The following is a 25,612-nucleotide window of genomic DNA, read 5'->3' as shown; positions in this document are numbered from 1 at the left end:
CCCCGTCCGTCACGCGGGTCGCTGCAGCACCATCAGCGAGCGGTCGGTGAGCCAGAGCGAGTCGCCGGCCTTGACCCGGGTGCCGGTGCCGCGGGCGGGCAGGACCGGCAGCGTGGTGTCGACGACGATCTGCCAGGCCTCGCCGTGCCCGGCGGGCACGGTGAACTCCAGTGCCGCGGAGTGCGCGTTGAACAGCAGCAGGAAGGAGTCGTCGACGATCTTGCCGCCGCGCCGGTCCGGCTCGGAGATGGCGTTGCCGTTGAGGAAGACCGTCAGCGACTTCGCGTGGCTGGTCTTCCAGTCCTGGTCGGTCATCTCCTCGCCGCCGAGGGTGAACCAGGCGATGTCGGTGAGGTCGTCGTGGGTGCCGGAGACCGGCCGGCCGTGGAAGAAGCGGCGGCGGCGGAAGACCGGGTGGTCCCGGCGCAGCCAGATCATGCCCTGGGTGAACTCCAGCAGGTGCGCCCGGGCGCCGCCCTTGGGCCACTCCACCCAGGTCAGCTCGTTGTCCTGGCAGTAGGCGTTGTTGTTGCCGTGCTGGGTGCGGCCGAACTCGTCGCCGTGCGCGAGCATCGGCACGCCCTGGGAGAGCATCAGGGTGGCGATGAAGTTGCGCTGCTGGCGGGCTCTGAGCTCCAGCACCGCCACGTCCTCGGTCTCGCCCTCGGCGCCGCAGTTCCACGAGCGGTTGTGCGACTCGCCGTCCCGGTTGCCCTCGTGGTTGGCCTCGTTGTGCTTCTCGTTGTAGGAGACCAGGTCGCGCAGGGTGAAGCCGTCGTGGCAGGTGACGAAGTTGATGGAGGCGATCGGCCGCCGGCCGTCGTCCTGGTAGAGGTCGGAGGAGCCGGTCAGCCGGGAGCCGAACTCGGCCAGCGCGGCGTTCTCCCCGCGCCACAGGTCGCGGACGGTGTCCCGGTACATGCCGTTCCACTCCGTCCACAGCGGCGGGAAGTTGCCGACCTGGTAGCCGCCCTCGCCCAGGTCCCACGGCTCGGCGATCAGCTTGGCCTGGGAGACGATCGGGTCCTGCTGGACGAGGTCGAAGAACGAGGACAGCCGGTCCACCTCGTGGAACTGCCGGGCCAGGGTGGCCGCGAGGTCGAAGCGGAAGCCGTCCACGTGCATCTCGGTGACCCAGTAGCGCAGCGAATCCATGATCATCTGCAGGACGTGCGGACTGCGCATCAGCAGGCTGTTGCCGGTGCCGGTGGTGTCCTCGTAGAACCGGCGGTCCTTCGCCAGCCGGTAGTACGAGGCGTTGTCCAGCCCGCGGAAGGAGAGCGTCGGACCGAGGTGGTTGCCCTCCGCGGTGTGGTTGTACACCACGTCGAGGATCACCTCGATGCCCGCCGCGTGCAGCGCCTTCACCATCGACTTGAACTCCTGCACCTGCTGCCCGCGGTCCCCCGTCGAGGAGTAGGAGGCGTGCGGCGCGAAGTAGCCGATGGTGTTGTAGCCCCAGTAGTTCGACAGCCCCAGGTCGCGCAGCCGGTGGTCCCGGACGAACTGGTGCACCGGCATCAGCTCGATCGCGGTGACGCCCAGCTTCGCCAGGTGCTCGATCAGCGCCGGGTGCGCCAGCGCCGCGTAGGTGCCGCGGATCTCCTCCGGGATCTCCGGGTGCAGCCTGGTCAGGCCCTTCACATGGGCCTCGTACAGCACCGTGCGGTGGTAGTCCGTCCGCGGCGGCCGGTCGGTGCCCCAGTCGAAGTACGGGTTGATCACCACGGAGTGCATGGTGTGCGGTGCCGAGTCCAGGTCGTTGCGGCGCTCCGGCGCGCCGAAGTGGTAGCCGTACACCGACTCGTCCCAGTCGATGTCCCCGCTCATCGCCTTCGCGTACGGGTCCAGCAGCAGCTTGGCGCTGTTGTGCCGCTGCCCGAGCCCCGGGTTGTGCGGCCCGTGGACCCGGAAGCCGTACCGCCGGCCCGGCTGGACCCCGGGCAGGTAGGCGTGCCGTACGAAGGCGTCCGTCTCCCGCAGCTCGATCGCCGTCTCCGAGCCGTCCTCCTCCAGCAGGCACAGCTCGATCCGGTCGGCGCTCTCCGAGAACACCGCGAAGTTGGTGCCGGCCCCGTCGTACGTGGCGCCGAGCGGGTAGGGCTGCCCTGGCCAGACCTGCATGAGGGACCTCAACTTCCTTGCTCCGTGGGGGAACTGGCGCTCCCTCGGATCTGCCCGGGAGCGGGCCCCGGCATGTGCGGACCGCCCTCGGCGTGACGCACGGCACACGCACGGCACATGTCGCATACTCCCCAACCCCCGCCCGCCGACCGAACCCATTCACCTGTTGTTCGCCCGAACGGGTGTCCGTGGCGCGAAAACCCGGCGCTCGGGCCCGTCGCCCGCCCTCCCGTCGAATTGTTGTGCCGTCAACAGGCTGCGTCCCGCCCGGAGCGGGCAGTACCCTTGATCGTCCGGCGGCGCGCGCTCGCCGGCCCATGCGGAGACAGGCTCTGCCCAGGCCGCCATGGTGGAGACGCTGTCAGTGGACGGTCCGCCGCTCCGCGGGAGCGGCGGCGAGAGGTGAGGTAGCGCATGGGGTTCCCCGCCGACGGCCGGGGCGACGGCCTCGACGGGCCGCAGCCGGGCCGCAGCGAGGCACCGACCGTCGTCATGCGCTCCAGCCCTCCCGGCCGCTCCGCCGGCCCCGTCCCCGCCGACGGCACCCCGCTCGGCTGGACCGCCCTCGAATGGGAGCACGCCTACCACCGCGTCCGCCTCACCGGCCGCGCCTACGTCTGGCTCAACCTCGTCGAACAGCGCCTGCGCGCCCTCGTCGACGAGGCACTGCGGCCCATCTACGCCCCCGCCCACGGCGAGGACTGGGTCACCGCCGCCGCCGGACCGGCCGGCGAGGAGTGGGTCCTGCGCTCCGGCGCCGTCCGCGAGGTCAGCCGCCGCAAGGGCTACCTCCTCAACCCCGCCGACGACGACCCGCTGGTCTTCCTCACCCTGCCCCAGCTGCGCGAACTCATGGTCCAGCACTGGCCGTGCTTCGAGCCGTACGTCCTCGACCGCCGCGAGGTCGAACTCGCCCTCGACGAACTCGAGGTCGCCCGGCACGTCGTCTCCCGCAACCGCAGCCTCTCGCAGACCGTCCTCGACCAGACCGAGCGTGCCGCCGCCCGGCTGCTCAGCCTGCTCGACGGCGGCGCCGGCGGCGTCCCCGCCGACGTCGTCGAGGAACTCGTCGCCGGCCGCTACGCCGACGTCGTCGCCGTCCACGCCGACCGGGTCCGCCTCCAGCGCGAGCTCCCCGTCGAGGACCTGCTGGACGGCGCCCGCCGCCTGGACGCGGTCGGCATCGGCCTCGGCATGCTCTGCCAGAACTACACCGGCAAGCGCCTGGTGCGGCTCGCCACCGACGGCTGCCGGGTCCGGCTGCTCTTCCTCAACCCGGCCAGCAGCGCCGTCCGCCGGCGGGAACGCGAACTCGGGCTCGGCCGCGGCGAACTCGGGCGCTCGATCGAGATGAACATCATGCACGTGCGGCGGGTCCGGGCCCGGCTGCGGGACCCGGGCGGCTTCGAGATCCGGGTCTTCGACGAGATGCCCCGCTTCACCGCCTACCTCGTCGAGGGCCCCCGGGTCACCGGCCAGACCGGCGGCCGGCGCCGCTCCGGGGACGTCGGCGTCATCCAGCCCTACCTCCGCCGGGCCCGCGGCATCGAGTCGCCCGCCCTCGTCCTGCGGGGCGGCGCCGGCCAGGAGCCGGGCGGCACCGAACCCGGGCTGCTGGAGGTCTACCGCGAGGAGTTCGAGGGCAGCTGGGCGGACTCCCGCGCGGTGTCCTGAGGGCCCCTGCCCGCCACCCGCCCCCGGGTTCGTCCGGTGCGGCCGGTCGGCGGATGGGGTGTCACCCCGGGGGCGGTCGGGCGCGGAAGCCCGGTGGTGCGGCAAGTGCGTTCGGGCGGGCGGGACTTGGCGGCATGTGAGGGGTGCGGTCCAGGTGCGGCGCATCGCACGGCGCCGCACGGTTGGGGCGTGTGCGAAGCGGCCGCGACGGCCGAACGTCGCGCTCCGCCCCCCACCTCCGTTCGACACCGGGAGCCCCCGATGACCGAGCAGACCGCTGCCGCCCCCGCCCGCCGCAGTTTCGTCAAGGCCACCCTCGCCGCCGGCGCCGCCGTCGCCGCGGGACCGGTCCTCGCCCCCGCCGCCGCGTCCGCCGCGGCGTCCGCCCCCGCCGTCCGCCGGGCAGCCGTCCCCTTCCACGGCCCGCACCAGGCGGGCGTCACCACGCCGCCGCAGCGGTTCGCGGTCTTCCTGGCCGCCGACGTCACCGCCCCCGACCGGCCGGGGCTGGAACAGCTGCTGCGCACCCTGACCGAGCGCAGCCGCTTCCTCACGGCCGGCGGCACCGCGTCGGCGACCGGTGCCGGCGACCCGCCGTCGGACACCTGCCTGCTCGGCACCGAGATCCCCGCCGACGGACTCACCGTGACCGTCGCCGTCGGCGCCTCGCTCTTCGACGACCGGTACGGCCTGGCCGCCGCCCGCCCGCGGCGGCTCGCCCCGATGCCCGCCTTCCCCGGCGACGACCTCGGCCCCGAGCTGCACGGCGACCTGTCGCTGCAGATCTGCGCCGACAACCGGGACACCGTGCTGCACGCCCTGCGCGACCTCACCCGGCACACCCGCGGGGCGCTGCGCCCCCGCTGGCGGATCGACGGCTTCCAGAACCCGGCCCGCCCGGACGGCGCCCAGCGCAACCTGCAGGGCTTCAAGGACGGCATCTCCAATCCGGACGCCACCTCGGACCGGGTGATGGACCGTCTGGTCTGGGTCGCCGCCGACGGGGACGAGCCCGCCTGGGCGGTCGGCGGCAGCTACCAGGTGCTGCGGATCATCCGGATGCGGGTGGAGCCGTGGGACACCCTGCCGGTCGCCGACCAGGAGCGGATCATCGGCCGGCACCGCGACAGCGGCGCGCCCCTCGGCGGCACCGCCGAGCAGGACGCCCCGGGCTACGGCCAGGACCCGGACGGCGCCGTGATCGCCCTCGACGCGCACATCCGGCTGGCCAACCCGCGGACCGCCGCCGCCGCCGACTCGCGGATCCTGCGCCGCGGCTACAACTACGACCGCGGCGTCGACGCGGGCGGAGACCTCGACATGGGGCTGGCGTTCTGCTGCTACCAGCAGGACGTCACCCGGCAGTTCGAGGCCGTCCAGCAGCGGCTGAACGGCGAGCCGCTGGCCGCCTTCCTGGCGCCCACCGGCGGCGGCTACTTCTTCGTCCTGCCCGGTGTGCCGGACGAGGACGGCTGGCTCGGCAGCGGCCTCCTCGGCACCGCCTGACCGGGCGTCCGGCCCACCGTCCGCCCACCGCCGGCACCCTGCCGACAGCCACCGCGACAGCCACTCCGACAGCCCCGCCCGGCGACCCGCCCGGCGGGGCTGTCACTGGTGCGGGCGATGATGGTCCCCGTCACGGCAGGAACGACGGAAGGAGTGCCGGATGACGACCCGGAGGGGGACACCGACCGCACCCGCCCGGACCGGCCACCGCACGGCCGGGGGCCCGCGATGAGCTGGCTCTCCGCCGGCCTGCTGGCCTTCGACCTGGAGACCACCGGCACCGACATCGAGAACGACCGGATCGTCACCGCGGCCCTCGTCCGGCTGGAGCCGGACGGCACGGTCCCGCGGGAGCGGCACTGGCTGGTCGACCCGGGCATACCCATCCCCGCCCAGGCCACCGCGATCCACGGCATCGGCACGGCGCAGGCCCGCGAGCGGGGGGTGGCCTCGGCCGAGGCCGTCGAGGAGATCACCCGGGCCATCGCGGAGGCGCTCGGCTCGGGCACCCCGCTGGTCATCATGAACGCGCGCTACGACCTGTCGCTGCTCGACCGCGAGTGCCGCCGACACGGCGTCAGCCCGCTGTCCGCGCGGCTCGGCGGCACACCCGCCCCGGTCATCGACCCGCTGGTGCTCGACAAGCACGCCGACCGCTACCGCCGCGGCAAGCGCAATCTGCAGGCGCTGTGCGAGCACTACGGGGTGGTGCTGGACGGCGCCCATCAGGCGGGTGCGGACGCGGTGGCTGCGGCCCGGGTGGCCCGCCGGCTCGGCGAGGTCTTCCCCGCGGTCGGCGGCGTTCCGCTCGCCAACCTGCACGCCCTTCAGGTGCGGGCCGCGGCCGAGCAGGCCGCGTCCTTCCAGCAGTACCTGCGCCGCACCTCGGACCCGCAGGCCAGGATCGAGCCCGCCTGGCCCGTGGTGCCCTTCGCACCCGCGGTGACGTCCGCCGGCTGAGCCGGCGGCCCGCGGCGGGGCCGGTCAGCCGCCGGCGGGGAAGTCGAAGGTGTAGCCCTGCGCGACCAGCCAGGGGAGGAGCTGGCGCAGGGCCTCGACGGTCTGGCTGCGGTCGCCGCCGCCGTCGTGCATCAGCACCACGCCGCCGGGGCGCAGGTGCTGCTGGACGTTGGCGACGATCGCGGGCACGCCGGGCCGTGCCCAGTCGCGCGGGTCGACGGACCAGCCGAGCGAGGCCATGCCGTGGTCGGCCGCGATCTGCTCGTTCTCGGCGGTGAAGTCGCCACCCGGGGCGCGGAACCACGGGACCTCGGTGCCCGGCCCGCCGGCCCGCAGGATGGTCTGCTTGGCGTCGGCGATCTCGTGCACCTGCTGGTCGTGGCTGCGCCCGTGCAGCGGCTGCGGGTGGTCGACGGTGTGGTCGCAGAGCCGGTGGCCCTCGGCGAGGACCCGGCGGACGGCGGCCGGGTCCCGGTCGACCTCGTTGCCGACCATGCAGAAGGTGGCCTTGGCGTGGTACTGCGCCAGCAGGTCGAGGATCGGGCGGGTGGCCGGGCCCGGGCCGTCGTCGAAGGTGAGGGCGACGGTTCGGCCGCCGGTCGCGGTGGACCGGATCACCTGGTGGGTCCGGGTCGGCCCGGTGGTCGGCCCGCCGGTCGGGGTGTGCGTGGACGGCGTCGCGGAGGTGCTGGGCGCGGCCGGGGTGGCGGTGCCGGCCGACGGCGTCGTGGCCGGTGTCGACGGGGTGGCGGAGCCGCTCGTCGAGGGCGGCGCGCTGCGCTGCGCCGGGATGCTCGGGGTGGGGCTCGCGGGGGACGGTGATCCGCCGGTGGCGGCGGTGTCGCGCGGGGTGACGGCCGCTGCGGTGGTGCGCGCGCCGTCGGCGCTCGCGGTGCGGGCGTGGCCGGCGGAACCGCAGGCGGCGATCACGGTGGGGGCGAGCAGCGCGGCGAGGCCGAGGCCGAGGGTGCGACGGGATCGGGGGCTGGGCATCCGCATGGTGACGACTCCTGACGTCGTACCGGCCACTCCGGGTGGGGGCGTGTGCCGGGGACGACGTCAGGCGCGGATCGCCGGTTCCGTCGTCGGGTACGAACGGACCCGGTTTTCGGGTCTCAGAACGGATACCAGCGTACGGAGGTCAGTCCGTCGCGCAAGGAGTCCACCCGGCGCCGGAACTCGACCGCCGCGGCTGCGTTCCCCGGGACCTGCTGGGCGACCCAGGCGGCGCTCGCCGTCTCCCTGGCGCCGCGCAGCACCGCGAAGCCGTCCCAGTCCCGGACGTCCCAGCCGTAGGCCCCGGCGAAGGCGAGGTAGTCCTCCTCCGGTACGCCGTACCGGTCGTGACTGAGCGCCAGGACGACCAGGTCGTGCTCGCGCAGGTCGCTGCTGACGTTCTCCAGGTCGAGCAGGACGGGGCCGTCCGGGCCGATGCGGACGTTCCGGGGCAGGGCGTCGCCGTGCACCGCACCGGGGGTGAGGTGGGGGGTGAGCGCGGCGGCCGCCGTGACGAAGCTCTCCTTCCGGGCGCGCAGGAAGGCGGCGTCCTCCGGGTCGATGTGGCCGGCCGCGGCGGCGAGCCACCGCTCGACCGGGCCGAGCAGGTCGCGGGGGCCGAGCCGCAGGTCGGGGGCGGGCAGCGCGTGCAGGGCGCGCAGCAGCGGGGCGAGGTCGGCGGGCCGGGCCGGGCGGACGGGTTCGGGCAGCCGGTGCCAGAAGGTGACCGGGTGTCCGTCGGCCGTCACCGGGGTGGTCAGCCAGGGCCGGACGACCGGGACGCCGTTGGTGTCCAGCCAGTCGGCGACGGCCAGTTCGCGGCCGGCGCGGGGGAGGAGCAGCGGGCTGCGGCCGATCTTGGCGACGACGGCGGGGGCGCCCAGGTCGAGGACGGCGTTCTCGCCGAGGGAGAGCAGCCGGGCGCCGTCCGGGGCGGGCAGGCCGGCGGCGCGGCAGGCGTCGGCCAGCAGGTCGCGGGCGCGGGCTTCGTCGAAGGCGGTCACGGAGGGCTCCTCGGTGCGGTCCGGACCATCCTGGCGCACGGCGGCCGGGCCCCGCGTGCTGCGGGGCCCGGCCGTGGGCGATGTGTCGGGTCCCGGTCAGACCCGGGTGCCGCCGGTGGGCTGCCCGTCCGGCAGGTGCAGGCCGCCGGGGGCGGGTGCGGCCGGGGTGACGGGCGGGAAGGACTCGCCGTGCGAGAGGTTCGGCAGCCAGCTCAGCCACGACGGCAGGTACCAGTTGCGCTCGCCGAGCAGGCTCATCACGGCGGGCAGCAGCACCGCGCGGATCACCGTGGCGTCGATCAGCACGGCGACGGCCAGGCCCACGCCCATCTGCTTCATGGACTGCATGGACAGCGTGCCGAAGACCCCGAACACTCCCACCATGATCACCGCGGCGCTGGTCACCACGCCGGCGGTGGAGCGGATGCCGTAGGAGACGGCGGCGCGGGTGGCCAGACCCCGGTCGTGCGCCTCCTTGATCCGGGAGACCACGAAGACGTGGTAGTCCATGCTCAGGCCGAAGAGGATCACGAAGAGGAAGAGCGGCACCCAGGACTCCACCGCGCCGACCCCGGCGGTGCCGAAGAGCGAGGCACCGACGCCGTGCTGGAAGACCAGCGCGAGCACGCCGTACGCGGCGCCGACCGACAGCAGGTTGAGCACCACCGCGGTCAGCGCGATGCCGAGCGAGCGGAACGAGCAGAGCATCAGCAGGAAGGCGAAGGCGACGACGAAGCCGAAGACCGGGAGCATCGAGTGGGACATCTGCTCGTTGAAGTCGTGCGAGCCCGCCGTGCTGCCCGTGACCGGGGCCTCGGTGCCGGGCACTTTGAGCACCGTGTTCGCCACGACGTCGCCGCGCAGCGCCTCGAGCGCCTCGGTGCTGACGGTGTCGTTGCCGCTGCCGGCGAGCGGGATGTCGACCAGGGCGACGTTCTGCGCGCTGTGCACCGTCACCTGGATCGGCTCGCGCATCCTCCCGGTGGCCAGCGCCCGGGTCTTCAGGTCGGCGAGGGCCTGCTTCATCTCGGGGGAGTCGATCGCCCGGGCCTTGACCACGACCAGGGCGGGGGCGGGGCTGCCGGGGAAGGCCTTCTCGATCCGCTGCGAGGTGGCGACCAGGGCGTTGCCCTTGGGCAGCTGCTGCTGGAAGGTCAGGTTGGCGGTGTGCATGGTGAGCAGCGGGGCGGCGAGTCCGAGCAGCAGGCCGCCGGCGAGGACGGTGGCGGCGAGCGGCCGGTTCAGCACCGGGGTGAGCAGGGCGTTCCAGACCCGGCCGCCGGTGCCGGCCTCGGTGCCGCGCAGCCGGTGCAGCAGCGGGAGGCGGCCCTTGTCGACCCGGTCGCCGAGCATGGAGAGCAGCGCGGGCAGCACGGTGAGCGAGCCGAGCACGGCGGTGATGACCACGAGGATGGTGGCGAAGGACATCGCCTGGAAGTCGGCGATGCCGGTGAGGAAGAGGCCGGCCATGGCGACGACCACGGTGACGCCGGAGACCAGCACGGCCCGGCCGGAGGTGGCGGCGGCGACCTTGAGCGCGGTGGCGGCGTCGCGTCCGGCGGCCCGCTCCTCGCGTTCGCGCCGCAGGTAGAAGAGGCAGTAGTCGACGCCGACGGCGAGTCCGACGAGCAGCATCACCGAGCTGGCGTCGTCGCTGGTGTGCAGCAGTCCGCTGGAGAGGGCGACCAGGCCGCCGGCGGCGATGAAGGCGGTGAGGGCGAGGACGACCGGCAGCACGGCGGCGACCAGGGCGCCGAAGGCGATCAGCAGGATGCCGAGCGCCAGCGGGACGGCCGTCCACTCGGCGCGCTGGAAGTCGTTCTTGAACTGGTCCTGGAACCACTTGCCGGCACTGGCCTCGCCGAACTCCTCGACGGTGAGGTCCCGGTGCTTCGCCTGCACCCCGGCGACCGCGTCGAGCACGGCCGGCACGTCCTCGACGGCCTTCTCGCGGTCCTCCCCGGCCATGGTGAACTGCAGCAGCGCGGAGTGCCGGTCGGCGGAGACCGCGCCGGTGTCGTACGGGCTGCGCAGGTCGGCGGCGCTGCCGGTGGCCTTCACGGCGGCGGCGACCTCGTCGACGACGGCGCGGAAGGCCGGGTCGTCGGCGGTCAGTGCGGCGCTCTGGACGAGCACGGTCTCGCCGGCCGGGGACTTGATCCCGGCGTCGTCGAGGATCTTCGCGGCGCGGGCGACCTCGCCCGGCATCATCTCGGAGTCGGTGACCTTGGTGCTGCCGTGGAGGCCGCCGAGGAAGGCGGCGAGGACGACGAAGAGGAGCCAGCCGAACACCGCCGTCTTGCGGTGTCTGGCGCTCCACGCGCCCATGGCGGCGGCGAGGCCGAGCTTGGGTGTCACAGGTCCCCCAGGGAGAGCGGCGGGTGCGGGCCCGCCGGAGCTGGTGCCGGGCACCTCCCGGCTGCTGGAACGAGCCTAGGAATCCGGGAGTTGACGCAGTATCCGGCTGGCGGGTGAGTCGACCCTGGGCCTGCCCGGAGGGTCGGGGTGGGGTTTTCCCCACCCCGTGCTCATCCTCGTGGTCGGGACACGCTCCACCCTGAGGTGGAGGGGAATCCGCCCGGAGCAGGAGGCGCGCTGTCGGCGGCGCAGGTCAGGATGGTTCCGGGAAGCGGCCGGTACCCCCTAGGGGTTCCGTACGGGGGGCGGGGTTACCTGCCGACCGGCTAGCGGCATCGCATAGGATGCCCCCACACGTACTTGCCTGCCGACCGGCTAGGGGATTCTCCCGGCCGGTCCTGCCGTTGCCCGGTTTCCGTCCCCCGAGGGCTGCGGTGAACCATGCCCAGGAGGCATCACGAGCATGTTCCACCGAATCGGAGACTTCGTCGTCAGGCGGGCCTGGTGGGTGATCGGAGCGTGGCTGATCGCGGCCGTCGCGATCATCTCCACCGCGCCGACGATCACCGCGCAGACCGACGAGAGCGCCTTCCTCCCCAAGCACTACGAGTCGATCCAGGCCATCGAGCTGCAGTCGAAGGCGTTCCCGGCGAGCTTCTCGCCGGGCGCCTACGCGCTGTTCGAGCGCACGGACGGCGGCAAGCTGGACGAGGCCGACAAGGCCACCGCCGAGAAGGTCGTCAAGGGCCTCGCCGAGCGGCACATCCCCGACGTCGAGACCATCCTGCCGGTCGGCAAGGGCTACTCCCCGGACGGCACCTTCGGCATGTCGATGATCGCCATCGACAAGAAGGTGATGCAGAAGCCGGAGGCCGCGGACGCCGCCAAGGCGCTGCGCGAGGCGGGCACCGAGCTGACCGCCGGCACCCCGGTCAAGATGCTGCTCGGCGGTCCGGCCGCCAGCATCCTCGACCAGCAGGACTCGTCCAAGCTGGCCCAGGCGCTGATCGGCATCGGCACCGTGGTGATCATCCTGCTCACCCTCTGGCTGATCTTCCGCAGTCCGATCGTCGCCCTGCTGCCGATCGTGTCGATCTTCGTCTACTCGATGGTCGCCAACGGCCTGATCGCCGACGCGAGCAAGATCTTCGGACTGAAGGCGGACAACTCGATGTCCGCCATCCTCATCGTGGTGCTCTTCGGCGTCGGCACCGACTACTTCCTGTTCCTGATGTTCCGCTACCGCGAGCGGCTGCGGGCCGGGGACGACCGCAAGGAGGCCGTGGTCAACGCGGTCGGCCGGGTCGGCGAGGCGATCGCCTCCGCCGCCGGCGCCGTGGTGGCGGCGTTCGCCGTGCTGGTGCTCTCCAGCCTCGGCATGTTCACCGCGCTCGGCCCGGCGCTGGCCATCGCCGTCGCGGTCACCGCCTTCGCCTCGATCACCCTCGTCCCGGCCGTGCTCTCGGTGCTCCCCGAGCGGGTGCTCTTCCGCCGGGTCGTCGAGTGGCTCCGCTGGGACGGCCGGCAGCTGGCCTGGCTGGCCCGCGGCGCCCGCCGCCCCCGCCCGTCCGGCGGCTTCCCCGAGCACTGGATGCGCCAGGCCAAGGGCAACCGCTTCGCCGCCCTCGGCGGCGCCGTGCAGCGCCGTCCGGCGGTCGCCGCGCTGGCCTCCGGCCTGGTGCTGGTCGCCCTGACCGTCGCCGCCCTCGGCTACAAGGGCACCTTCGACCTGGCCAGCGGCTCGATGCCGAAGACCAAGGAGTCGATGGTCGTCCAGGACCGCATGATGAAGGCCTTCTCGGCCGGCGCCGCCGACCCGAGCCACGTCTACCTGACCGCCACCGACGGCGCGAAGCTGGACGTTCCCGGCCTCGACGGCTACCGCGCCGCGCTGGCCAAGGTCCCCGGCGTCGCCGCGGTGCCCGCCGACCGGACCCAGCTCAGCAAGGACGGGCTCACCGCCGACATCACGGTGATCCTCAAGGACGCGCCCGCCACCAACAAGGCCATCGACACCATGGACGGCCTGCGCGACACCGCCCACGCCTCCGCCCCCAACGGGACCAAGGCCCTGGTCGGCGGTCAGACCTCGGTGTTCAAGGACATCAACACCGCGATGGTCCACGACTACACGCTGGTCTTCCCGCTGGCGGCGCTGCTCATCCTGGTCATCCTGGCCCTGCAGCTGCGCAGCGTGGTCGCGCCCTGGTACCTGATGGCCTCGGTCGGTCTCGGCTTCGGCGCCACCCTCGGCGCCACCTCGCTGATCTTCCAGAAGATCGGCGGCGAGCCGGGCCTGATGTTCATGCTGCCGATCTTCATCTACCTGTTCGTGGTCGCGATCGGCACCGACTACAACATCCTGATGATCGCCCGTCTCCGCGAGGAGGTGAAGGAGGGCCGCACCCCGCGCGAGGCCGCCGGCGAGGCGGTCAAGCACGCCGGTCCGACCGTCGCCGCGGCGGGCTTCATCCTGGCGGCCACCTTCGGCACCATGCTGCTGGCCGGAAACTCGCTCTTCAGCCAGATGGGCTTCTCGATCGCCTTCGGCATCATCATCTCGGCCTTCGTGATGGCGATGTTCTTCACCCCGGCGATCACCGCCCTGCTGGGCCGTGCGGCCTGGTGGCCGGGCCACGGCGACGGCTCCGCGAAGGACGCCTCCGTCACCGTTCCGGACGCCGAGCCGGAGCCCGCCGGCCGGCACTGACGGAACCCGCGGACGGGGCTCGGGAACGGCCCGGTATGCCCCGTCCGCGGGCCGTTCAATCCCGGGGCGCCCGCGATGTGACGAGGACGACCTTCCCGATCATTGCGGGCGTGACCGTGCTACAGTCGAAGCAGTTGCAGTTTTGGTTCCCATGAACGTGTGTGTGCGCCTACTGGTTCCAACAACAGTCAGGCGCATTTGTTTTTATCCGGTGTTTTGTCTCCGGATGGGGATCGCGGCTACTCGGGGTCTGCGAGGTGCAGTCCCCTGATGCCCCAGAAAGAGGAGACGGTTATGGCTACCGGCACCGTGAAGTGGTTCAACAGCGAAAAGGGCTACGGCTTCATCGAGCAGGACGGCGGCGGCGCCGACGTCTTCGCCCACTACTCGAACATCAACGCCCAGGGCTTCCGTGAGCTCGTCGAGGGCCAGAAGGTCGAGTTCGACGTCACGCAGGGCCAGAAGGGCCCGCAGGCCGAGAACATCCGCCCCATCTGAGTCGAGCCGACTCACGCGTGAAACGAGTGAGGGTCCGCACCTGCGGGTGCGGGCCCTCGCCCATTGCCGCCGAACGGCCGGGGCGGTCCTGCATCCACTCCTGACGGCCGACCCGCAAGGTCCGGGCGCACGCATCGACGTGCCCGCCGGCCGATCAGGACGGAGCAGTATGACCGATCAGTCACGCCCGCAGCGCGGTACCTCCCGCCGGGCCCCCGGCGCCGGCCGCCCGCAGCGCGGCACCGGCCCCCGTGGTGGCGGCGGCGAGCGCCGCGTCCAGCGCGCCCCCCGCACCGCGCGCCCCGCGCCCGCCGAGGCGCAGGACTTCACCGTCGTCGAGGGCACCCCGGCCCGCCCGCCGGCGGCCACCTTCGCCGAGCTCGACATGCCGAAGGCGCTGCTCACCGCGCTGACCCGCGAGGGCGTCACCGAGCCCTTCCCGATCCAGTCCGCGACCCTGCCGGACGCGCTGGCCGGCCGCGACGTGCTCGGCCGCGGCCGCACCGGCTCCGGCAAGACCCTCGCCTTCGGCCTCTCGCTGCTCGCCCGCACCGCCGGCAAGCGGGCCGACGCCCGTCGCCCGCTCGCCCTCGTCCTGGTGCCCACCCGCGAGCTCGCCCAGCAGGTCACCGACGCGCTCGCCCCGTACGCGCAGGCACTGCAGCTGCGGATCGGCACCGTCGTCGGCGGCATGCCGATCGGCCGGCAGGCCAACCAGGTGCGCCGCGGCGTCGAGGTCCTCGTCGCCACCCCCGGCCGGCTGGACGACCTGATCAACCGGCAGGACGTGAACCTCGCCGACGTCGCGATCACCGTCCTCGACGAGGCCGACCAGATGGCCGACATGGGCTTCCTGCCGCAGGTCAGCAAGCTGCTCGAGCAGGTCGCCGAGGGCGGCCAGCGGATGCTGTTCTCCGCCACCCTCGACCGCAACATCGACCGGCTCGTCCGCCGCTTCCTCGACGACCCGGTCACCCACTCCGTCGACCCGTCGGCCGGCGCGGTCAGCACCATGGACCACCACGTCCTGCAGCTCGACCCCGCCGACAAGGCCGCCACGACCGCGCACATCGCCTCCCGCGAGGGCCGGGTCATCATGTTCGTGCACACCAAGCACGGCGCCGACCGGCTCGCCAAGCAGCTGCTCGCGAACGGCGTGCGGGCCGCGGCCCTGCACGGCGGCAAGTCCCAGCCGCAGCGCAACCGGGTGCTCGACCAGTTCCGCGACGGACGGGTCACCGCGCTGATCGCCACCAACGTCGCCGCCCGCGGCATCCACATCGACGGCCTCGACCTCGTCGTCAACGTCGACCCGCCGATCGACCACAAGGACTACCTGCACCGCGGCGGCCGCACCGCCCGCGCCGGCGAGTCCGGCACCGTGGTCACCCTCGTGCTGCCCGAGCAGCGCCGCGAGGTCAACCGGCTGATGGGCACCGCCGGCATCCGGCCCACCGTCACCAAGGTCCGCCCGGACGACGTCGAGCTGAACCGCATCACCGGCGCCCGCACCCCCACCGGTACGCCGGTCACCATCGTGGTCGCCGAGCAGTCCGCGGACGCCCCCGCGCCCGCCGCCGGGCAGGCCGGTGAGAAGGCCGGCCGCTCCGGTGCGCCGCGCCGCCGCCCCGGCAAGCGCTCCGGGCTGCCCAAGGACGTCGACGCCAACGGCAACGCCCGCCAGCCGCGCCCCAAGCAGCGCCTCGGCGGTGGCACCGGCGGTGGCAGTGCCAGCGGCAACGGCCGCACCGCGGCCGGCTTCATCGGCCGCTCCTCCGGCCGGAGCAAGCCCGGCTCGGGCACGCGCAGCGGCGGCAACTACGGCACCGGCCGCCAGCGCCACGACTACAGCTGACCGGCCGTCCGAAGGGGCGCCACCCGCACCGGGTGGCGCCCCTTCGGCATGCCTGCGGTCGGTCGGGCCCCCGCCGGATCGCCGACGAACCCTCACATCGCCCTCCGTACCTGGTGCGACCAGGTGTGTTAGCTTCTTTGTTCGTTCATGGGCATTCCATGACCTGAACAAGAGGTTCCGTCAATTCCGCGCCGTCCTGGGCGCACTGCACGGGGGAGGACACATCGTGTCAGGGGAGTACCGCGTCGATCCGGAGGCGCTGCGGCGATTCGCCCGCACCTCCGCGGATCGCTCCGAGCGGCTGCGCGCCATCCGCGCCGAACTCGGCGGCCACCGGCTGTCGCCCAGCGCCTTCGGCAAGCTGCCGGAAGCCGAGCAGACCGGCCGCGACTACGCCGAGCGCGCCGACGCCGCCGTCGAGAACCTCACCGCCGCGGCGGACACCATGGTCCGGATCGACGACCACGTCCAGGGCGTCGCCCGTAACTACGAGCAGGCCGAGGCCGAGACCGCAGCCGCGATGAGCGCGATCACCAGGGGGCTGGCATGAGTGGACCCGTCTCCGGCGCCGTCGACGCCTACACCAAGATCAACCAGTGGATGAGCCCGCTGGGCAGCGTGATCGACGAGATCATGCGCCCCATCGTCGAACCGCTCGCCGAACCCCTGGAGTTCGTCACCGGCGACCCCGAGGGCCTCGAAGCCGCCGCCCAGCTCTGGCGCCGCCAGGCCACCGAACTGCGCGAGGTCGTCGCCGACCAGCGTCGCGACCGCGCCGCCCTCGCCCACGACTGGCAGGGCGAGGCCGCCGAGAAGTTCCTCCAGGAACTCGCCGAGTACGAGACGGCCCTGGAGGCCGAGGCGGACGACATGGACGCCACCGCCGAACTCCTCGACGAGGCCGCCGCCGAGAGCCGGATGGCCCAGGACCTCGTCGAGACGGTGATCCGCGAACTCATCGAGTGGGCCATCATCACCCTGGCCGCCTCGCTCGCCTTCAGCGTCGTCACCGCCGGCATCTCGCTCGCCGCCGAGGCCGCCGCAGCCGCCGCCGAGGGCACGATCGCCAGCGCCCGGATCGCCAACCTGGTCGCCAAGCTGGCCCGCGCCCTCAAGAAGATCGAGGAGGCGATGAAGGCCCTCAAGGCAGTCTCCAAGCGCCCCCACCTCAACCCCAAGAAGCCCTGGACCTGGAACAAGCCGATCGACGTGCCGGCGTACCTGGCCAAGAAGGGCACCAAGATGATCGGCAAGGCCGCCCTGCACGGCATCGGCCTCACCGGAGACCCGGTCGGCCAGACCGTCCAGCAGGCCGTGCAGTCCGGCGCCGGCATCCTCGCCGACGAGATCGACGACCGGATCGCCGGCAACCCCCACCCCTCCACCGCCGCCCGCGAGCACACCGGCATCGCCCAGCCCCGCCAGGAGCCGGAGCTCAGCGCGGAGGAACGCAAGCGCCGCTTCGACTCGGCCTTCGGCTGACAGGAGGACCACCGTGCTCAACCGCGACCGCGACATCGTCACGCCGTTCCTGCAGCCGGGCGAGCAACTCCTCGCCGCCGCGTCCGTCAGCCTCGCCCCCGGCATCCCGCCGACACCCGCCGAACTCCAGGTGCAGCGGCAGCCGAGCGAGCTCGAGCAGAAGCTCGGCAAGAAGTTCAACGTACTGCGCCGCGCCTACGCCGCCGTCAACCCGGTCGGTGCCGCCGTCGGTGCGGTCGAGGACCGGATGATGGGCGCGGTGCCGGACTCCGTCTGGCACGGCGAGGGCATGGCCGGCGGCTGGCACAGCGAGGCAGGCCTGTTCGTCCGCCGGATGCGCGACGACAGCGCCAGCTCCGTCAGCACCTTCGCCGTCACCGACCGGCGCCACCTCGTGGTCGTCGACCGCTCCAAGCTGTGGCAGCTCAAGGAGCAGTACGCCCTGCACTGGGAGGCACCCCGGCAGGCTGCGGCGCTGCACCGCAACCCCACCGGCGTCCTCCAGCGCGGCCGGGTCGACCTGCACTTCGCCGACCGCTCCTGGGCCGCCGTCACCACACCGCTGCCCGCCACGGCCGACGAACTCGCCGCGGCCGCCCGCCCGTACTGACCCACGGTCAGACCGTCACCGCCGGCGAGGAGTCCGGGACGAGCCGCCGCAGGCGCTCGCCGGTCTCCTCGTCGCGCGGCGCGACCACCACCAGCTGCAGCCCGCCCGGGGCGCTCAGCACCACCTGGTCCAGCCGCAGCAGGCCCACCGTCTCGTGCTGCACCACCTTCTCGGTGCCCGCCCGCTCGCTCACCCGGTGCTCGTCCAGCCAGCGGTCCGCCTCCGGGAAGGACGCCCGCAGCCGGGCGATCACCGCCGCCAGCTGCCGCGCCCGCGGCGATCCCGCGCCGCCCCGCTCGCCGTACGCGGCCCGCAGCTCCGCCAGGGTGCGCCGGGCATGCCGCTCCCAGTCCACTGTGCGCTCCCGGATCCGCCGGTCCGCGAAGACCATCCAGGCCAGATTGCGGTCCTCCGGCGCCATCCCGGCGAACTCGAACATCGCCTCGGCCGGCGTGTTCCACGCCCGCACGTCCCAGTCCGCGTCCGTCAGGAACGCCGGGGCGGGCGCCTGGGCGTCCAGCAGCCGCCGCAGCGCCGCCGGCACACCCGCCGACGGCTCCTCGGCATACCCGCCGGGCTGCGGCGCCGCACCCGCCAGCCGGAACAGGTACGCCGACTCCGCCGCGTCCAGCCGCAGCGTCCGCGCCAGACTCGCCAGCACCTCCGGCGACGGATTGATCTCCCGGCCCTGCTCCAGCCACGTGTACCAGGTCACCCCCACCCCGGCGAGGATCGCCACCTCCTCCCGGCGCAGCCCCGGCGTGCGCCGCCGCACCCCCGGCGCCATCCCCACATCCGCCGGCGTCAGCGCGGCCCTGCGGGTCCGCAGGAAATTCGACAGCGCCTGCCTGCGCACATCCCGATCGGCCATGGCCCCTCCCCCTGGTGACTGGTAGCCCGACTACCAGTATCGCCACGCACTGCTGCGCCGCCGCACCGGCCGCGAGGCTGGAAGCCGTCCGACGAAGCACTCCTGACGGGAAACCAGATGAACCGCCGCGCACGCAGCGTCCTGCTGCTCACCGCCCTCGCCACGACCCTGGCCGCCGTACCGGCCCTCCCGGCCGCCGCCGCGCCCGCCGCCCACACGGCGGCAGCGGCGCCCGCCGGCTACGGCCGGCCCGCCGTGATCACCGGCCACGCCGACACCCTGCACCCCGAGGGCGCCACCTGGGACCCGGCCCACCGGCGCTTCCTGGTCGGTTCGCTCCGCCACGGCACCGTCTCCGCCGTCAGCCCCGACGGCACCGTCACGCCGCTGGTCGACGACCCGGCCGTGCTGGTCTCCACCGTCGGCATCCACGTCGACGCCGCCCGCGGCCGGCTCCTGGTCGCCAACGGCGACCCCGGGGTCTCGGTGCGCACCGACCCGGCCGGCTCCGGACGGATCGCCGGCATCGGCGCCTACGACCTCGCCACCGGGCGGCGCCTCTTCTACACCGACCTCGCCGCGGTGGCCGGCGACGGCGGACCGCACTTCGCCAACGACCTCGCGATCGGCCCGGACGGCACCGCGTACGTCACCGACTCCTTCGCCCCGATCGTCTACCGGGTCGCCCCCGACGGCTCCGCGGGCATCCTCGTCCGCGACGGGCGGCTCGCCGCCCCGCAGGGCGCCTTCGGCCTCAACGGCATCGTCCGGCAGGGCCGCACCCTGCTCGTCGGCAAGTACGACGACGGCACGCTCTGGCGGGTGCCGATCGACCACCCGCGGCAGCTCTCCCGCACCACCGTCAGCGGCCCGGCCGGTGCCCTCACCGGCGTCGACGGCCTGCTCGCCGACCCCGACGGCACCCTGCGCGGCATCACCAACCACCTCGGCGGCAGCGGCGCCACCACCAGGGTCGACCTCCGCTCCACCGACGGCTGGCGCACCGCCCGCGCCACCGTCCGCCCGCTGACCGACCCGGCCCCCACCGTGCTCACGCCCGGCCCGGGCGGCAGCGTGTACCTCCTCGACGGCCGCGCCGACCTGCTCTTCGCCGGCACGCCCGTCGACACCTTCACCCTGCGCCGGATCTGACGCCGGCCCCGGGTGCCCGAGCCCGTCAGGCGGTGGCGGCGGTGGTGTCCGGGACGACGGTCAGGACGGGTTCGGCGGGGCGGTCGGTGCGCCGGCGGGCGGCGGTCAGGCCGAGGACGGCGAGGCCCAGGCCGGCCCAGAGGGCCAGGGTCAGCAGCGGGCCGCCCGCGCCGGCGCCGTCGAAGTAGGACACCGACCGCAGCAGGGTCCCGGCCGCGCCCGGGGGCAGCTGCTGCCCCAGGACGCCGGCCGGGGCGGGGAGCAGCTCGGGCGCGGAGGCCACGCCGGAGAAGGCGTTGCCGATCAGCACCATCAGCAGCGCGGTCAGGCCGATGCCGGGTGTGCCGAGCAGGGCGGCCGTCCCGGCGACCGAGGCGCCGACCGCGAGGGCCGTCAGGGCGATCACCCCGGCTTCCGTCCACCAGGGTCCGGTGAGGGCGCCCAGCCAGCTGTGGGCGATGAGCGCACCGACCAGGCCGGCGAGCAGGGCGGCGCCGACGAGGGCCGCGATCGCCCGGGCCCCGCGCAGCCGGAGCAGGGTGACGGCGGCACCCGCCGCGACCCCGGCGAGGACCAGCGGCAGCAGCCCGGCACCGAAGACCGCCCCGCGGGGGTCGGTGGCCGGGGCGGGCACCAGGTCGGTGACCCGGACGGTGCTGCCCGCGGGGGCGCCGGACTCGGCGGCCGACCGCAGCAGCTGGGCGACGGTCGGGCCGGCCGCCGAGGCGGTGAGCAGTTCGGGGCCGCCGGGCCCGGCCACCAGGGCGCCGTAGACCTCGCGGTCCAGGACGGCCTGCCGGGCGGCGGCCCCGTCCGGGTAGTGGTGCACCTCGAAGGCGCCGGGGTGCGCGGCGAGCTGCCGGTCGAGCGCGGCGGTGGCGGCGGCCGGACCGGCCGTGCCGATCGGCAGGTGGCGCGGGGCGAGCCGGGCGGCTGGCCAGGCGAACGCCCACAGTGCCAGCGCGACCAGGGCGGGGACGAGCACCCAGACGGCCAGCACACGGCGGGGGGCGGGTACGGATTCGGGGGAGGCGGACATGGCTGCCCCTCGATTCAAAGAGAAGGATCGTTCGTTTTACGTGGCCCACTCTCCGGCCGCCCGGCGTTCCTTGTCAAGAATGAACGTTCGTTTTAGGGTGGGGGCCATGGCCCGCGTATCCCAGGCACACCTCGACGCCCGCCGCCGGCAGATCCTCGACGGCGCGGCCCGCTGCTTCGCGCGCAACGGCTTCCACGCCACCTCCATGCAGGACGTGCTCCGCGAGTCCGACCTGTCGGCCGGCGCGGTCTACCGCTACTTCGCGAGCAAGGACGAGATCGTCGCGGCCATCGCCGGGGAGGCCTTCGCGGTCATCGGATCCGCCTTCGCCGACGCCGCCGCGGCCGTGCCGCCACCCACCCCGGACGTCCTGCTCGGCCGGGTGCTCACCGCCGTCTTCGAACGCGCCTCACCCGCCGGGGACCGCCAGGCCCTCGCCTGCCTGATCATCCAGGTCTGGACGGAGACCCTGCGCAACCCGACCCTCGCCGCCACCCTCGACGAGGGCTGGCGGGCCATGCGCGCCGCCTGGGCCGGACTGGTCGAGAGCTACCGGGCGACCGGCCTGATGCCCCCCGGCCCGGACGCCGACCACGTCGCCCGCACCCTCATCGCCACCGCCCAGGGCTTCATCGCCCAGCAGGCCCTCTTCGGCGACGCCGACCCCTCCGTCGTCCAGGACGGCCTGCGGGCACTCACCGGCATGCGCACCGGCGCCGCCCAGGAGACCCCGTGACCACGGCACCCGGCCCCGCCGAACGGCTCGACCTCCAGGAACAGGCCCTCGACGCCCTGCTCGCCGAACTCGGCCTCCCCTTCGAGGAGCCGGACGACCCGCGGGTCGCCCTGCTCGCCGCCCGCAACCCGCACTACCCCCAGTACCACCGCATCGGCCACAAGCGGCAGACGGCCCTCCGCGCCCTCACCGCCGACCGCGCCCTCACCCGCGCCCACGAGGACGCCGTCTACCGGGCCCTCGTCCACGACGACGACCCGAACTCCCCGCGCTGGCTCGCCGGCGCCCTCGTCACCGCGGCCGGCGCCCGCCGCCTCCAGGACCGCCTGCTCACCACCCTCGCCACCGGCACCCCCCATCAGCGCACCTGCGCCGCCCACGCCTGGCGCTGGGCCGACGCCGACCCCGCGGACCCCCGGTACCTGGCCCTGCTCCCACGATCGGGTGAGTGATCGTCCGAATCCGCTGGGTACGCTGGACGCGATGGCGAGAATCCGGCCCATGGGAGCAGTGATGACCGTCGCACCGCAGCCGACCTGGCCCGTCCCGCCCGAGGGTGGGTGGACGGCCGACGACCTCGACCGGCTTCCGAATCTTCCTCCGCGCACGGAGCTGATCGACGGGAGCCTCGTCTTCGTGAGTCCGCAGGCTATTTTCCATATGTACGCCATCAATCTCCTGCAGTTCGGCCTGCTCCAGGCCCGACCGGACCATCTTGCGGTGCTTCGCGAGATGACCGTCACCCTCGGCCGCCGCGACCGGCCGGAGCCGGACCTGATGGTCGTGTCGCGTGACGCCGCCCAACGGCCGCAGCAGACCACCCAGCGGCCCGAGGACGTCATCCTCGCCGTCGAGGTCGTCTCGCCCGACTCCGAGGCGCGGGACCGTGAGGTCAAGCCGCGCAAGTACGCGGCCGCAGGCTTCCGGCACTTCTGGCGGGTCGAGAACGAGGGCGGTGAACTGGCCGTCCATGTCTACGAGTTGGATCGGGCGACCGGGTCGTACGCCCCGATGGGCATCCATCGCAAGCGGCTCGCGCTCGACCTGCCGTTCCCGATCGACATCGACCTGACGGACCCGAAGCGCTGGCTCTGATGATTCCCCGCGTGTCCGCACCGGCGGGTGGGTAGGGTGCCCGGCATGCGATGCGGGATGTGCGGCTCGGAACGGTTGAGTCCGGTAGGGGAACTGACGACGGATTCGATGGCGACGGAGCGGATGCGGCTCCGGTTCCCCCGGCCGGGGAGATTCAAGTCGCGGCCGACGTTCACGGTGACCTTCGCCCGCGCCTGCCGCGACTGCGGCACCCTCTACCCGTGCCTCGGCGAGTACGAGCGGATGCAGTTGGACGCCACCGCCGACGGGCTGGCCGAGTGACGGGAGGCGCCGGTCAGGCGGAGAGCGCCGCCGGGGCGGCCGCGGCGGACCGGGCGTCGTCGTAGCGCTCCAGCAGGAGTTCGGCGATCTCGGGGGCGGCGCCCAGCACCCCGGCGAGCAGGTCGGCGTCGGCGGCGCCGGCCGCGATCCGGTCGGGCAGCAGGCCGGGGGCCAGCAGGTAGGGGGCGACCGCCACCGTCCGCGCTCCGGCGGCCCGCAGCGCGGCCACCGCCTCGGGGACGCGCGGTCCGGCCGCGGAGGCGTACGCGACCTCGACGGCGGCCCAGCCGCGGCTGCGCCGCCAGCGCTCGGCGACCGCCCGGGTCGCGGCGTCGGCGGCGGGGTCGGAGGAGCCGGCCGCGGCGAGCACCACACCGGTGCGGGCGCGGACGGCGGCGGAGGCGGTGTCCAGACCGGCCTCGGCGAGGCGCCGGTCGAGGGCGTCCAGCAGCAGCGGGGAGGGGCCGAGCACGTCGGCGAGCGGCAGGTCGGCGCCGGCGGCGCGCAGCGCGGCGGGGATGTCGCTCTTGGCGTGGAAGGCCCGGTTGAGCAGCAGCGGCACGGCGACGGCGTCGCCGAGCCGGCCGGCGACCTGGGGGATGCGCGGCGCGCAGTGGTCCAGGTAGGCGGTGGCGACGGTGAGTCCGGGCCGCAGGGCGCGAACGCGGTGGACGAGGGCGTCCACGGTGGCGGCGTGCCGCGGGTCGCGGCTGCCGTGGGCGATCAGCAGCAGGGCGGGGCCGCCCGCCCCGCCACGACGGGCGGGGGCGGAGACGGACGGCGTGCCGGTACGCATGGTCGGTGTCCTCAGCGGGTGGTGACCAGCAGGCCGCGGTTGCGCAGCACGCGGCGCTCCAGCGGGGAGAAGACCAGCAGGTCGATCGCCACGCCGACGACCAGGATCAGGACGATGCCGAGCAGCACGCCCGACATGTCGTTGAACTCGCGCTGGTTCTCCAGGTAGCGGCCGAGGCCGAGGCCCAGGTCGGGGGAGGAGGCGATGAGTTCGGCGGCCATCAGCGAGCGCCAGGAGAACGCCCAGCCCTGCTTGAGGCCGGCCAGGTAGCCGGGCAGGGCGGCGGGCAGCAGCACGTGGCGGGCGCCGGCCAGGCCGGTGGCGCCGAGGGTGCGGCCGGCCCGCAGGTAGATCGGCGGGACCTGGTCGACGCCGGAGACCAGGCCGTTGGCGATCGACGGGACGGCGCCGAGCAGGATGACCGCGTACATCGCCGAGTTGTTGATGCCGAGCCAGATGACGGCGGCGGGCACCCAGGCGACCGAGGGCAGCGACTGCAGGCCGGAGAGGACCGGGCCGAGCGCGGCCCGGATCGGCTTGACCCGGGCGACCAGCAGGCCGATCGGGGTGCCGATGACGACGGCCGCGACGAAGCCGGAGATGCCGCGCCACACGCTGGTCCAGATGATCGAGAACAGCGTGCCCTCGTACCAGAGGTCGGTGAGCGAGGTCCAGACGGCGGCCGGGCTGGGCAGCTTGTCCGGGGTGGTCAGCTCCAGGCTGAAGGCGAGCTGCCAGACGCCGAGGACGAGCAGCACGCCGAGCACGGGCGGCAGGACCTTCTGGCGCAGCACCTGGGTGAGCGGGGTGCGCTGGACCTGGACGGCGTCCAGGGCGTCCAGGCCGGCCTCGACGCTCGCGGTGTCGCCGGTCGGGTCCTTGACCAGGGTGGTGGTGTCAGTGCTGGACATGGCGGCGGATCTCCCCACGCAGCTCTTCGGTGATCTCGATGGACAGATCCGCGACGCCGGAGTCCTCGATGCGGCGCGGCTGGGGCAGGTCGATCCGCCACTCCTTGGCGACCCGGCCGGGCCGGGAGGACAGCAGGACGACGCGCTGCGCGAGCCGGACGGCCTCGCGCACGTTGTGCGTGACGAACAGGACGGACAGCCGCCGCTCCGCCCAGATGCGGGTGATCTCGTCGTGCAGGACGTCCCGGGTGATGGCGTCGAGCGCGGCGAACGGCTCGTCCATCAGCAGCACGTTGGCGCCCTGGGCGAGCGAGCGGGCCATCGCCACGCGCTGGCGCATGCCGCCGGAGAGCTCGTGGACCCGCTTCTTGTAGGCGCCGCCGAGCCGCACCAGCTCCAGCAGCCGCTCCGCCTCGGGCCGGCGCTCGGCCTTCGGCACACCGGCCAGGCGCAGCGCGAGCTCGATGTTGCGGCCGGCGGTCAGCCACGGGAAGAGCGCGTGGTCCTGGAACATCAGGGCGGGACGGCCGCCCGACACCTCGATGTCGCCCGCGGTGGGCTTGTCGAGGCCGGCCACCAGGTTGAGCAGGGTGGACTTGCCGCAGCCGGAGGCGCCGAGCAGGGTGACGAACTCGCCGGGGGCGACGTCCAGGTTGATGTCGTCCAGGACGGGGGTGGCGGCGCCGGGGCGGCCGAAGGACTTGTGCACGTGCGAGAGGCGGACGGCGGGTCGGTCGATCGCGGCGTCGGCAGCGCTGGTGGTGGGCTCCGTGGTGGTCAGTGCCGGGGTCATCCGGGGACCTCCTCCGTGAGTGGCATGGGCCCCTCCTGCCCGGCGGCGGGCAAGGAGGGAAGCTGGCTGGTGGCGCTCGGGGGCCGGGGTCCGGCCCCGCCCCGCCCGGTGACTGGGCATCGACTGGGCGGGGGCGGGGCGGACCGCGGGGTTATCGGGT

At 73.9% G+C, this 25,612-nt stretch carries 23 protein-coding genes; 14 read left to right on the top strand and 9 right to left on the bottom strand.

What is annotated here, in order from left to right:
• Positions 1-9 precede the first annotated feature (9 nt).
• Complete coding sequence (gene glgX / locus AB0P35_RS05860) at positions 10-2,124, bottom strand: glycogen debranching protein GlgX (RefSeq protein WP_363507023.1); 2,115 nt, start codon at positions 2,122-2,124, stop codon at positions 10-12.
• A gap of 414 nt (positions 2,125-2,538) precedes the next feature.
• Between glgX and AB0P35_RS05855 the strand changes: the two genes are divergently transcribed.
• The 3 genes from AB0P35_RS05855 (at position 2,539) to AB0P35_RS05845 (ending at position 6,264) form a co-directional block, all read left to right on the top strand.
• A complete protein-coding gene (locus AB0P35_RS05855; protein WP_363507020.1) occupies positions 2,539-3,798 on the top strand; it encodes an SAV2148 family HEPN domain-containing protein in 1,260 nt (419 codons plus the stop codon).
• A 261-nt stretch (positions 3,799-4,059) separates the two neighbouring features.
• Positions 4,060-5,304, top strand: a complete 1,245-nt coding sequence (gene efeB / locus AB0P35_RS05850; protein WP_363507017.1) for an iron uptake transporter deferrochelatase/peroxidase subunit — start codon at positions 4,060-4,062, stop codon at positions 5,302-5,304.
• 228 nt (positions 5,305-5,532) lie between these two features.
• Positions 5,533-6,264, top strand: coding sequence for a 3'-5' exonuclease (locus AB0P35_RS05845; protein WP_363507369.1), 732 nt, complete (start codon positions 5,533-5,535; stop codon positions 6,262-6,264).
• A 24-nt stretch (positions 6,265-6,288) separates the two neighbouring features.
• On the opposite strand, the gene AB0P35_RS05840 is transcribed toward AB0P35_RS05845, so the two are convergent.
• The 3 genes from AB0P35_RS05840 to AB0P35_RS05830 form a co-directional block, all read right to left on the bottom strand.
• Positions 6,289-7,263 (bottom strand): polysaccharide deacetylase family protein, encoded by a 975-nt coding sequence (locus tag AB0P35_RS05840; RefSeq protein WP_363507014.1) that lies wholly within the window; start codon positions 7,261-7,263, stop codon positions 6,289-6,291.
• Between the two features lie 116 nt (positions 7,264-7,379).
• Positions 7,380-8,264 carry an aminoglycoside phosphotransferase family protein gene (locus AB0P35_RS05835; RefSeq protein WP_363507011.1) on the bottom strand — a complete coding sequence of 295 codons (885 nt, stop codon included), beginning with the start codon at positions 8,262-8,264 and terminating at the stop codon, positions 7,380-7,382.
• 96 nt (positions 8,265-8,360) lie between these two features.
• Positions 8,361-10,592 carry an MMPL family transporter gene (locus AB0P35_RS05830; protein ID WP_363507366.1) on the bottom strand — a complete coding sequence of 744 codons (2,232 nt, stop codon included), beginning with the start codon at positions 10,590-10,592 and terminating at the stop codon, positions 8,361-8,363.
• A gap of 493 nt (positions 10,593-11,085) precedes the next feature.
• Here AB0P35_RS05830 and AB0P35_RS05825 point away from each other — a divergent pair, with 493 nt between their 5' ends.
• The 6 genes from AB0P35_RS05825 to AB0P35_RS05800 all read left to right on the top strand — a co-directional run bounded on the left by AB0P35_RS05825 (position 11,086) and on the right by AB0P35_RS05800 (position 17,777).
• Positions 11,086-13,332, top strand: a complete 2,247-nt coding sequence (locus AB0P35_RS05825; RefSeq protein WP_363507008.1) for an MMPL family transporter — start codon at positions 11,086-11,088, stop codon at positions 13,330-13,332.
• 294 nt (positions 13,333-13,626) lie between these two features.
• On the top strand, positions 13,627-13,830 hold the full coding sequence (locus tag AB0P35_RS05820; RefSeq protein ID WP_030262380.1) for a cold-shock protein: 204 nt from the start codon (positions 13,627-13,629) through the stop codon (positions 13,828-13,830).
• A 169-nt stretch (positions 13,831-13,999) separates the two neighbouring features.
• Complete coding sequence (locus AB0P35_RS05815) at positions 14,000-15,685, top strand: DEAD/DEAH box helicase (protein WP_363507005.1); 1,686 nt, start codon at positions 14,000-14,002, stop codon at positions 15,683-15,685.
• Between the two features lie 226 nt (positions 15,686-15,911).
• Positions 15,912-16,235 (top strand): hypothetical protein, encoded by a 324-nt coding sequence (locus AB0P35_RS05810; protein ID WP_363507002.1) that lies wholly within the window; start codon positions 15,912-15,914, stop codon positions 16,233-16,235.
• Positions 16,232-17,167 (top strand): WXG100 family type VII secretion target, encoded by a 936-nt coding sequence (locus AB0P35_RS05805; protein WP_363506999.1) that lies wholly within the window; start codon positions 16,232-16,234, stop codon positions 17,165-17,167. The genes AB0P35_RS05810 and AB0P35_RS05805 overlap by 4 nt, the downstream gene beginning before the upstream one ends.
• Positions 17,168-17,180: 13 nt before the next feature.
• Complete coding sequence (locus AB0P35_RS05800; protein ID WP_363506996.1) at positions 17,181-17,777, top strand: hypothetical protein; 597 nt, start codon at positions 17,181-17,183, stop codon at positions 17,775-17,777.
• A 7-nt stretch (positions 17,778-17,784) separates the two neighbouring features.
• On the opposite strand, the gene AB0P35_RS05795 is transcribed toward AB0P35_RS05800, so the two are convergent.
• Positions 17,785-18,648, bottom strand: coding sequence for a helix-turn-helix transcriptional regulator (locus AB0P35_RS05795; RefSeq protein WP_095876795.1), 864 nt, complete (start codon positions 18,646-18,648; stop codon positions 17,785-17,787).
• 117 nt (positions 18,649-18,765) lie between these two features.
• Between AB0P35_RS05795 and AB0P35_RS05790 the strand changes: the two genes are divergently transcribed.
• On the top strand, positions 18,766-19,800 hold the full coding sequence (locus tag AB0P35_RS05790; protein WP_363506993.1) for a gluconolaconase: 1,035 nt from the start codon (positions 18,766-18,768) through the stop codon (positions 19,798-19,800).
• Positions 19,801-19,825: 25 nt separating this feature from the next.
• Here the strand turns inward: AB0P35_RS05790 and AB0P35_RS05785 are convergent, their stop codons facing one another.
• Positions 19,826-20,839, bottom strand: coding sequence for an ABC transporter permease (locus AB0P35_RS05785; RefSeq protein WP_363506990.1), 1,014 nt, complete (start codon positions 20,837-20,839; stop codon positions 19,826-19,828).
• Positions 20,840-20,945: 106 nt separating this feature from the next.
• On the opposite strand from AB0P35_RS05785, the gene AB0P35_RS05780 reads away from it, so the two are divergent.
• From AB0P35_RS05780 to AB0P35_RS05765, 4 genes are all read left to right on the top strand, one after another.
• Positions 20,946-21,575, top strand: coding sequence for a helix-turn-helix domain-containing protein (locus AB0P35_RS05780; RefSeq protein WP_363506987.1), 630 nt, complete (start codon positions 20,946-20,948; stop codon positions 21,573-21,575).
• Positions 21,572-22,027, top strand: coding sequence for a hypothetical protein (locus tag AB0P35_RS05775; protein ID WP_363506984.1), 456 nt, complete (start codon positions 21,572-21,574; stop codon positions 22,025-22,027). Before AB0P35_RS05780 ends, AB0P35_RS05775 begins: the two co-directional genes overlap by 4 nt.
• Before the next feature lie 61 nt (positions 22,028-22,088).
• A complete protein-coding gene (locus AB0P35_RS05770; RefSeq protein ID WP_363507363.1) occupies positions 22,089-22,670 on the top strand; it encodes a Uma2 family endonuclease in 582 nt (193 codons plus the stop codon).
• A gap of 108 nt (positions 22,671-22,778) precedes the next feature.
• A complete protein-coding gene (locus tag AB0P35_RS05765) occupies positions 22,779-22,952 on the top strand; it encodes a hypothetical protein (RefSeq protein WP_159400794.1) in 174 nt (57 codons plus the stop codon).
• A 13-nt stretch (positions 22,953-22,965) separates the two neighbouring features.
• On the opposite strand, the gene AB0P35_RS05760 is transcribed toward AB0P35_RS05765, so the two are convergent.
• The 3 genes from AB0P35_RS05760 to AB0P35_RS05750 are packed head-to-tail and all read right to left on the bottom strand — an operon-like array spanning position 22,966 to position 25,452.
• Entirely contained in the window at positions 22,966-23,748 is a 783-nt protein-coding gene (locus tag AB0P35_RS05760; RefSeq protein ID WP_363506981.1) for a sirohydrochlorin chelatase, read from the bottom strand.
• Positions 23,749-23,759: 11 nt separating this feature from the next.
• Positions 23,760-24,659, bottom strand: coding sequence for an ABC transporter permease (locus AB0P35_RS05755; protein ID WP_363506978.1), 900 nt, complete (start codon positions 24,657-24,659; stop codon positions 23,760-23,762).
• Positions 24,646-25,452 (bottom strand): ABC transporter ATP-binding protein, encoded by an 807-nt coding sequence (locus tag AB0P35_RS05750; RefSeq protein WP_363506975.1) that lies wholly within the window; start codon positions 25,450-25,452, stop codon positions 24,646-24,648. The genes AB0P35_RS05755 and AB0P35_RS05750 overlap by 14 nt, the downstream gene beginning before the upstream one ends.
• Between the last annotated feature and the right edge of the window lie 160 nt (positions 25,453-25,612).

Source organism: Kitasatospora sp. NPDC085879 (assembly GCF_040686255.1).
Taxonomy (GTDB): domain Bacteria; phylum Actinomycetota; class Actinomycetes; order Streptomycetales; family Streptomycetaceae; genus Kitasatospora.
The sequence above is the reverse complement of the archived record's forward strand: the minus strand, read 5'-3'. Positions and strand labels throughout refer to the sequence as shown.

Bases quoted from the DNA above. Each gene is read 5' to 3' on its own strand.
- glgX (WP_363507023.1), bottom strand. From the start codon at position 2,124: ATGCAGGTCTGGCCAGGGCAGCCCTACCCGCTCGGCGCCACGTACGAC.
- AB0P35_RS05855 (WP_363507020.1), top strand. From the start codon at position 2,539: ATGGGGTTCCCCGCCGACGGCCGGGGCGACGGCCTCGACGGGCCGCAG.
- efeB (WP_363507017.1), top strand. From the start codon at position 4,060: ATGACCGAGCAGACCGCTGCCGCCCCCGCCCGCCGCAGTTTCGTCAAG.
- AB0P35_RS05845 (WP_363507369.1), top strand. From the start codon at position 5,533: ATGAGCTGGCTCTCCGCCGGCCTGCTGGCCTTCGACCTGGAGACCACC.
- AB0P35_RS05840 (WP_363507014.1), bottom strand. From the start codon at position 7,263: ATGCGGATGCCCAGCCCCCGATCCCGTCGCACCCTCGGCCTCGGCCTC.
- AB0P35_RS05830 (WP_363507366.1), bottom strand. From the start codon at position 10,592: ATGGGCGCGTGGAGCGCCAGACACCGCAAGACGGCGGTGTTCGGCTGG.
- AB0P35_RS05825 (WP_363507008.1), top strand. From the start codon at position 11,086: ATGTTCCACCGAATCGGAGACTTCGTCGTCAGGCGGGCCTGGTGGGTG.
- AB0P35_RS05820 (WP_030262380.1), top strand. From the start codon at position 13,627: ATGGCTACCGGCACCGTGAAGTGGTTCAACAGCGAAAAGGGCTACGGC.
- AB0P35_RS05815 (WP_363507005.1), top strand. From the start codon at position 14,000: ATGACCGATCAGTCACGCCCGCAGCGCGGTACCTCCCGCCGGGCCCCC.
- AB0P35_RS05805 (WP_363506999.1), top strand. From the start codon at position 16,232: ATGAGTGGACCCGTCTCCGGCGCCGTCGACGCCTACACCAAGATCAAC.
- AB0P35_RS05795 (WP_095876795.1), bottom strand. From the start codon at position 18,648: ATGGCCGATCGGGATGTGCGCAGGCAGGCGCTGTCGAATTTCCTGCGG.
- AB0P35_RS05790 (WP_363506993.1), top strand. From the start codon at position 18,766: ATGAACCGCCGCGCACGCAGCGTCCTGCTGCTCACCGCCCTCGCCACG.
- AB0P35_RS05785 (WP_363506990.1), bottom strand. From the start codon at position 20,839: ATGTCCGCCTCCCCCGAATCCGTACCCGCCCCCCGCCGTGTGCTGGCC.
- AB0P35_RS05780 (WP_363506987.1), top strand. From the start codon at position 20,946: ATGGCCCGCGTATCCCAGGCACACCTCGACGCCCGCCGCCGGCAGATC.
- AB0P35_RS05770 (WP_363507363.1), top strand. From the start codon at position 22,089: ATGACCGTCGCACCGCAGCCGACCTGGCCCGTCCCGCCCGAGGGTGGG.
- AB0P35_RS05765 (WP_159400794.1), top strand. From the start codon at position 22,779: ATGGCGACGGAGCGGATGCGGCTCCGGTTCCCCCGGCCGGGGAGATTC.
- AB0P35_RS05760 (WP_363506981.1), bottom strand. From the start codon at position 23,748: ATGCGTACCGGCACGCCGTCCGTCTCCGCCCCCGCCCGTCGTGGCGGG.
- AB0P35_RS05755 (WP_363506978.1), bottom strand. From the start codon at position 24,659: ATGTCCAGCACTGACACCACCACCCTGGTCAAGGACCCGACCGGCGAC.
- AB0P35_RS05750 (WP_363506975.1), bottom strand. From the start codon at position 25,452: ATGACCCCGGCACTGACCACCACGGAGCCCACCACCAGCGCTGCCGAC.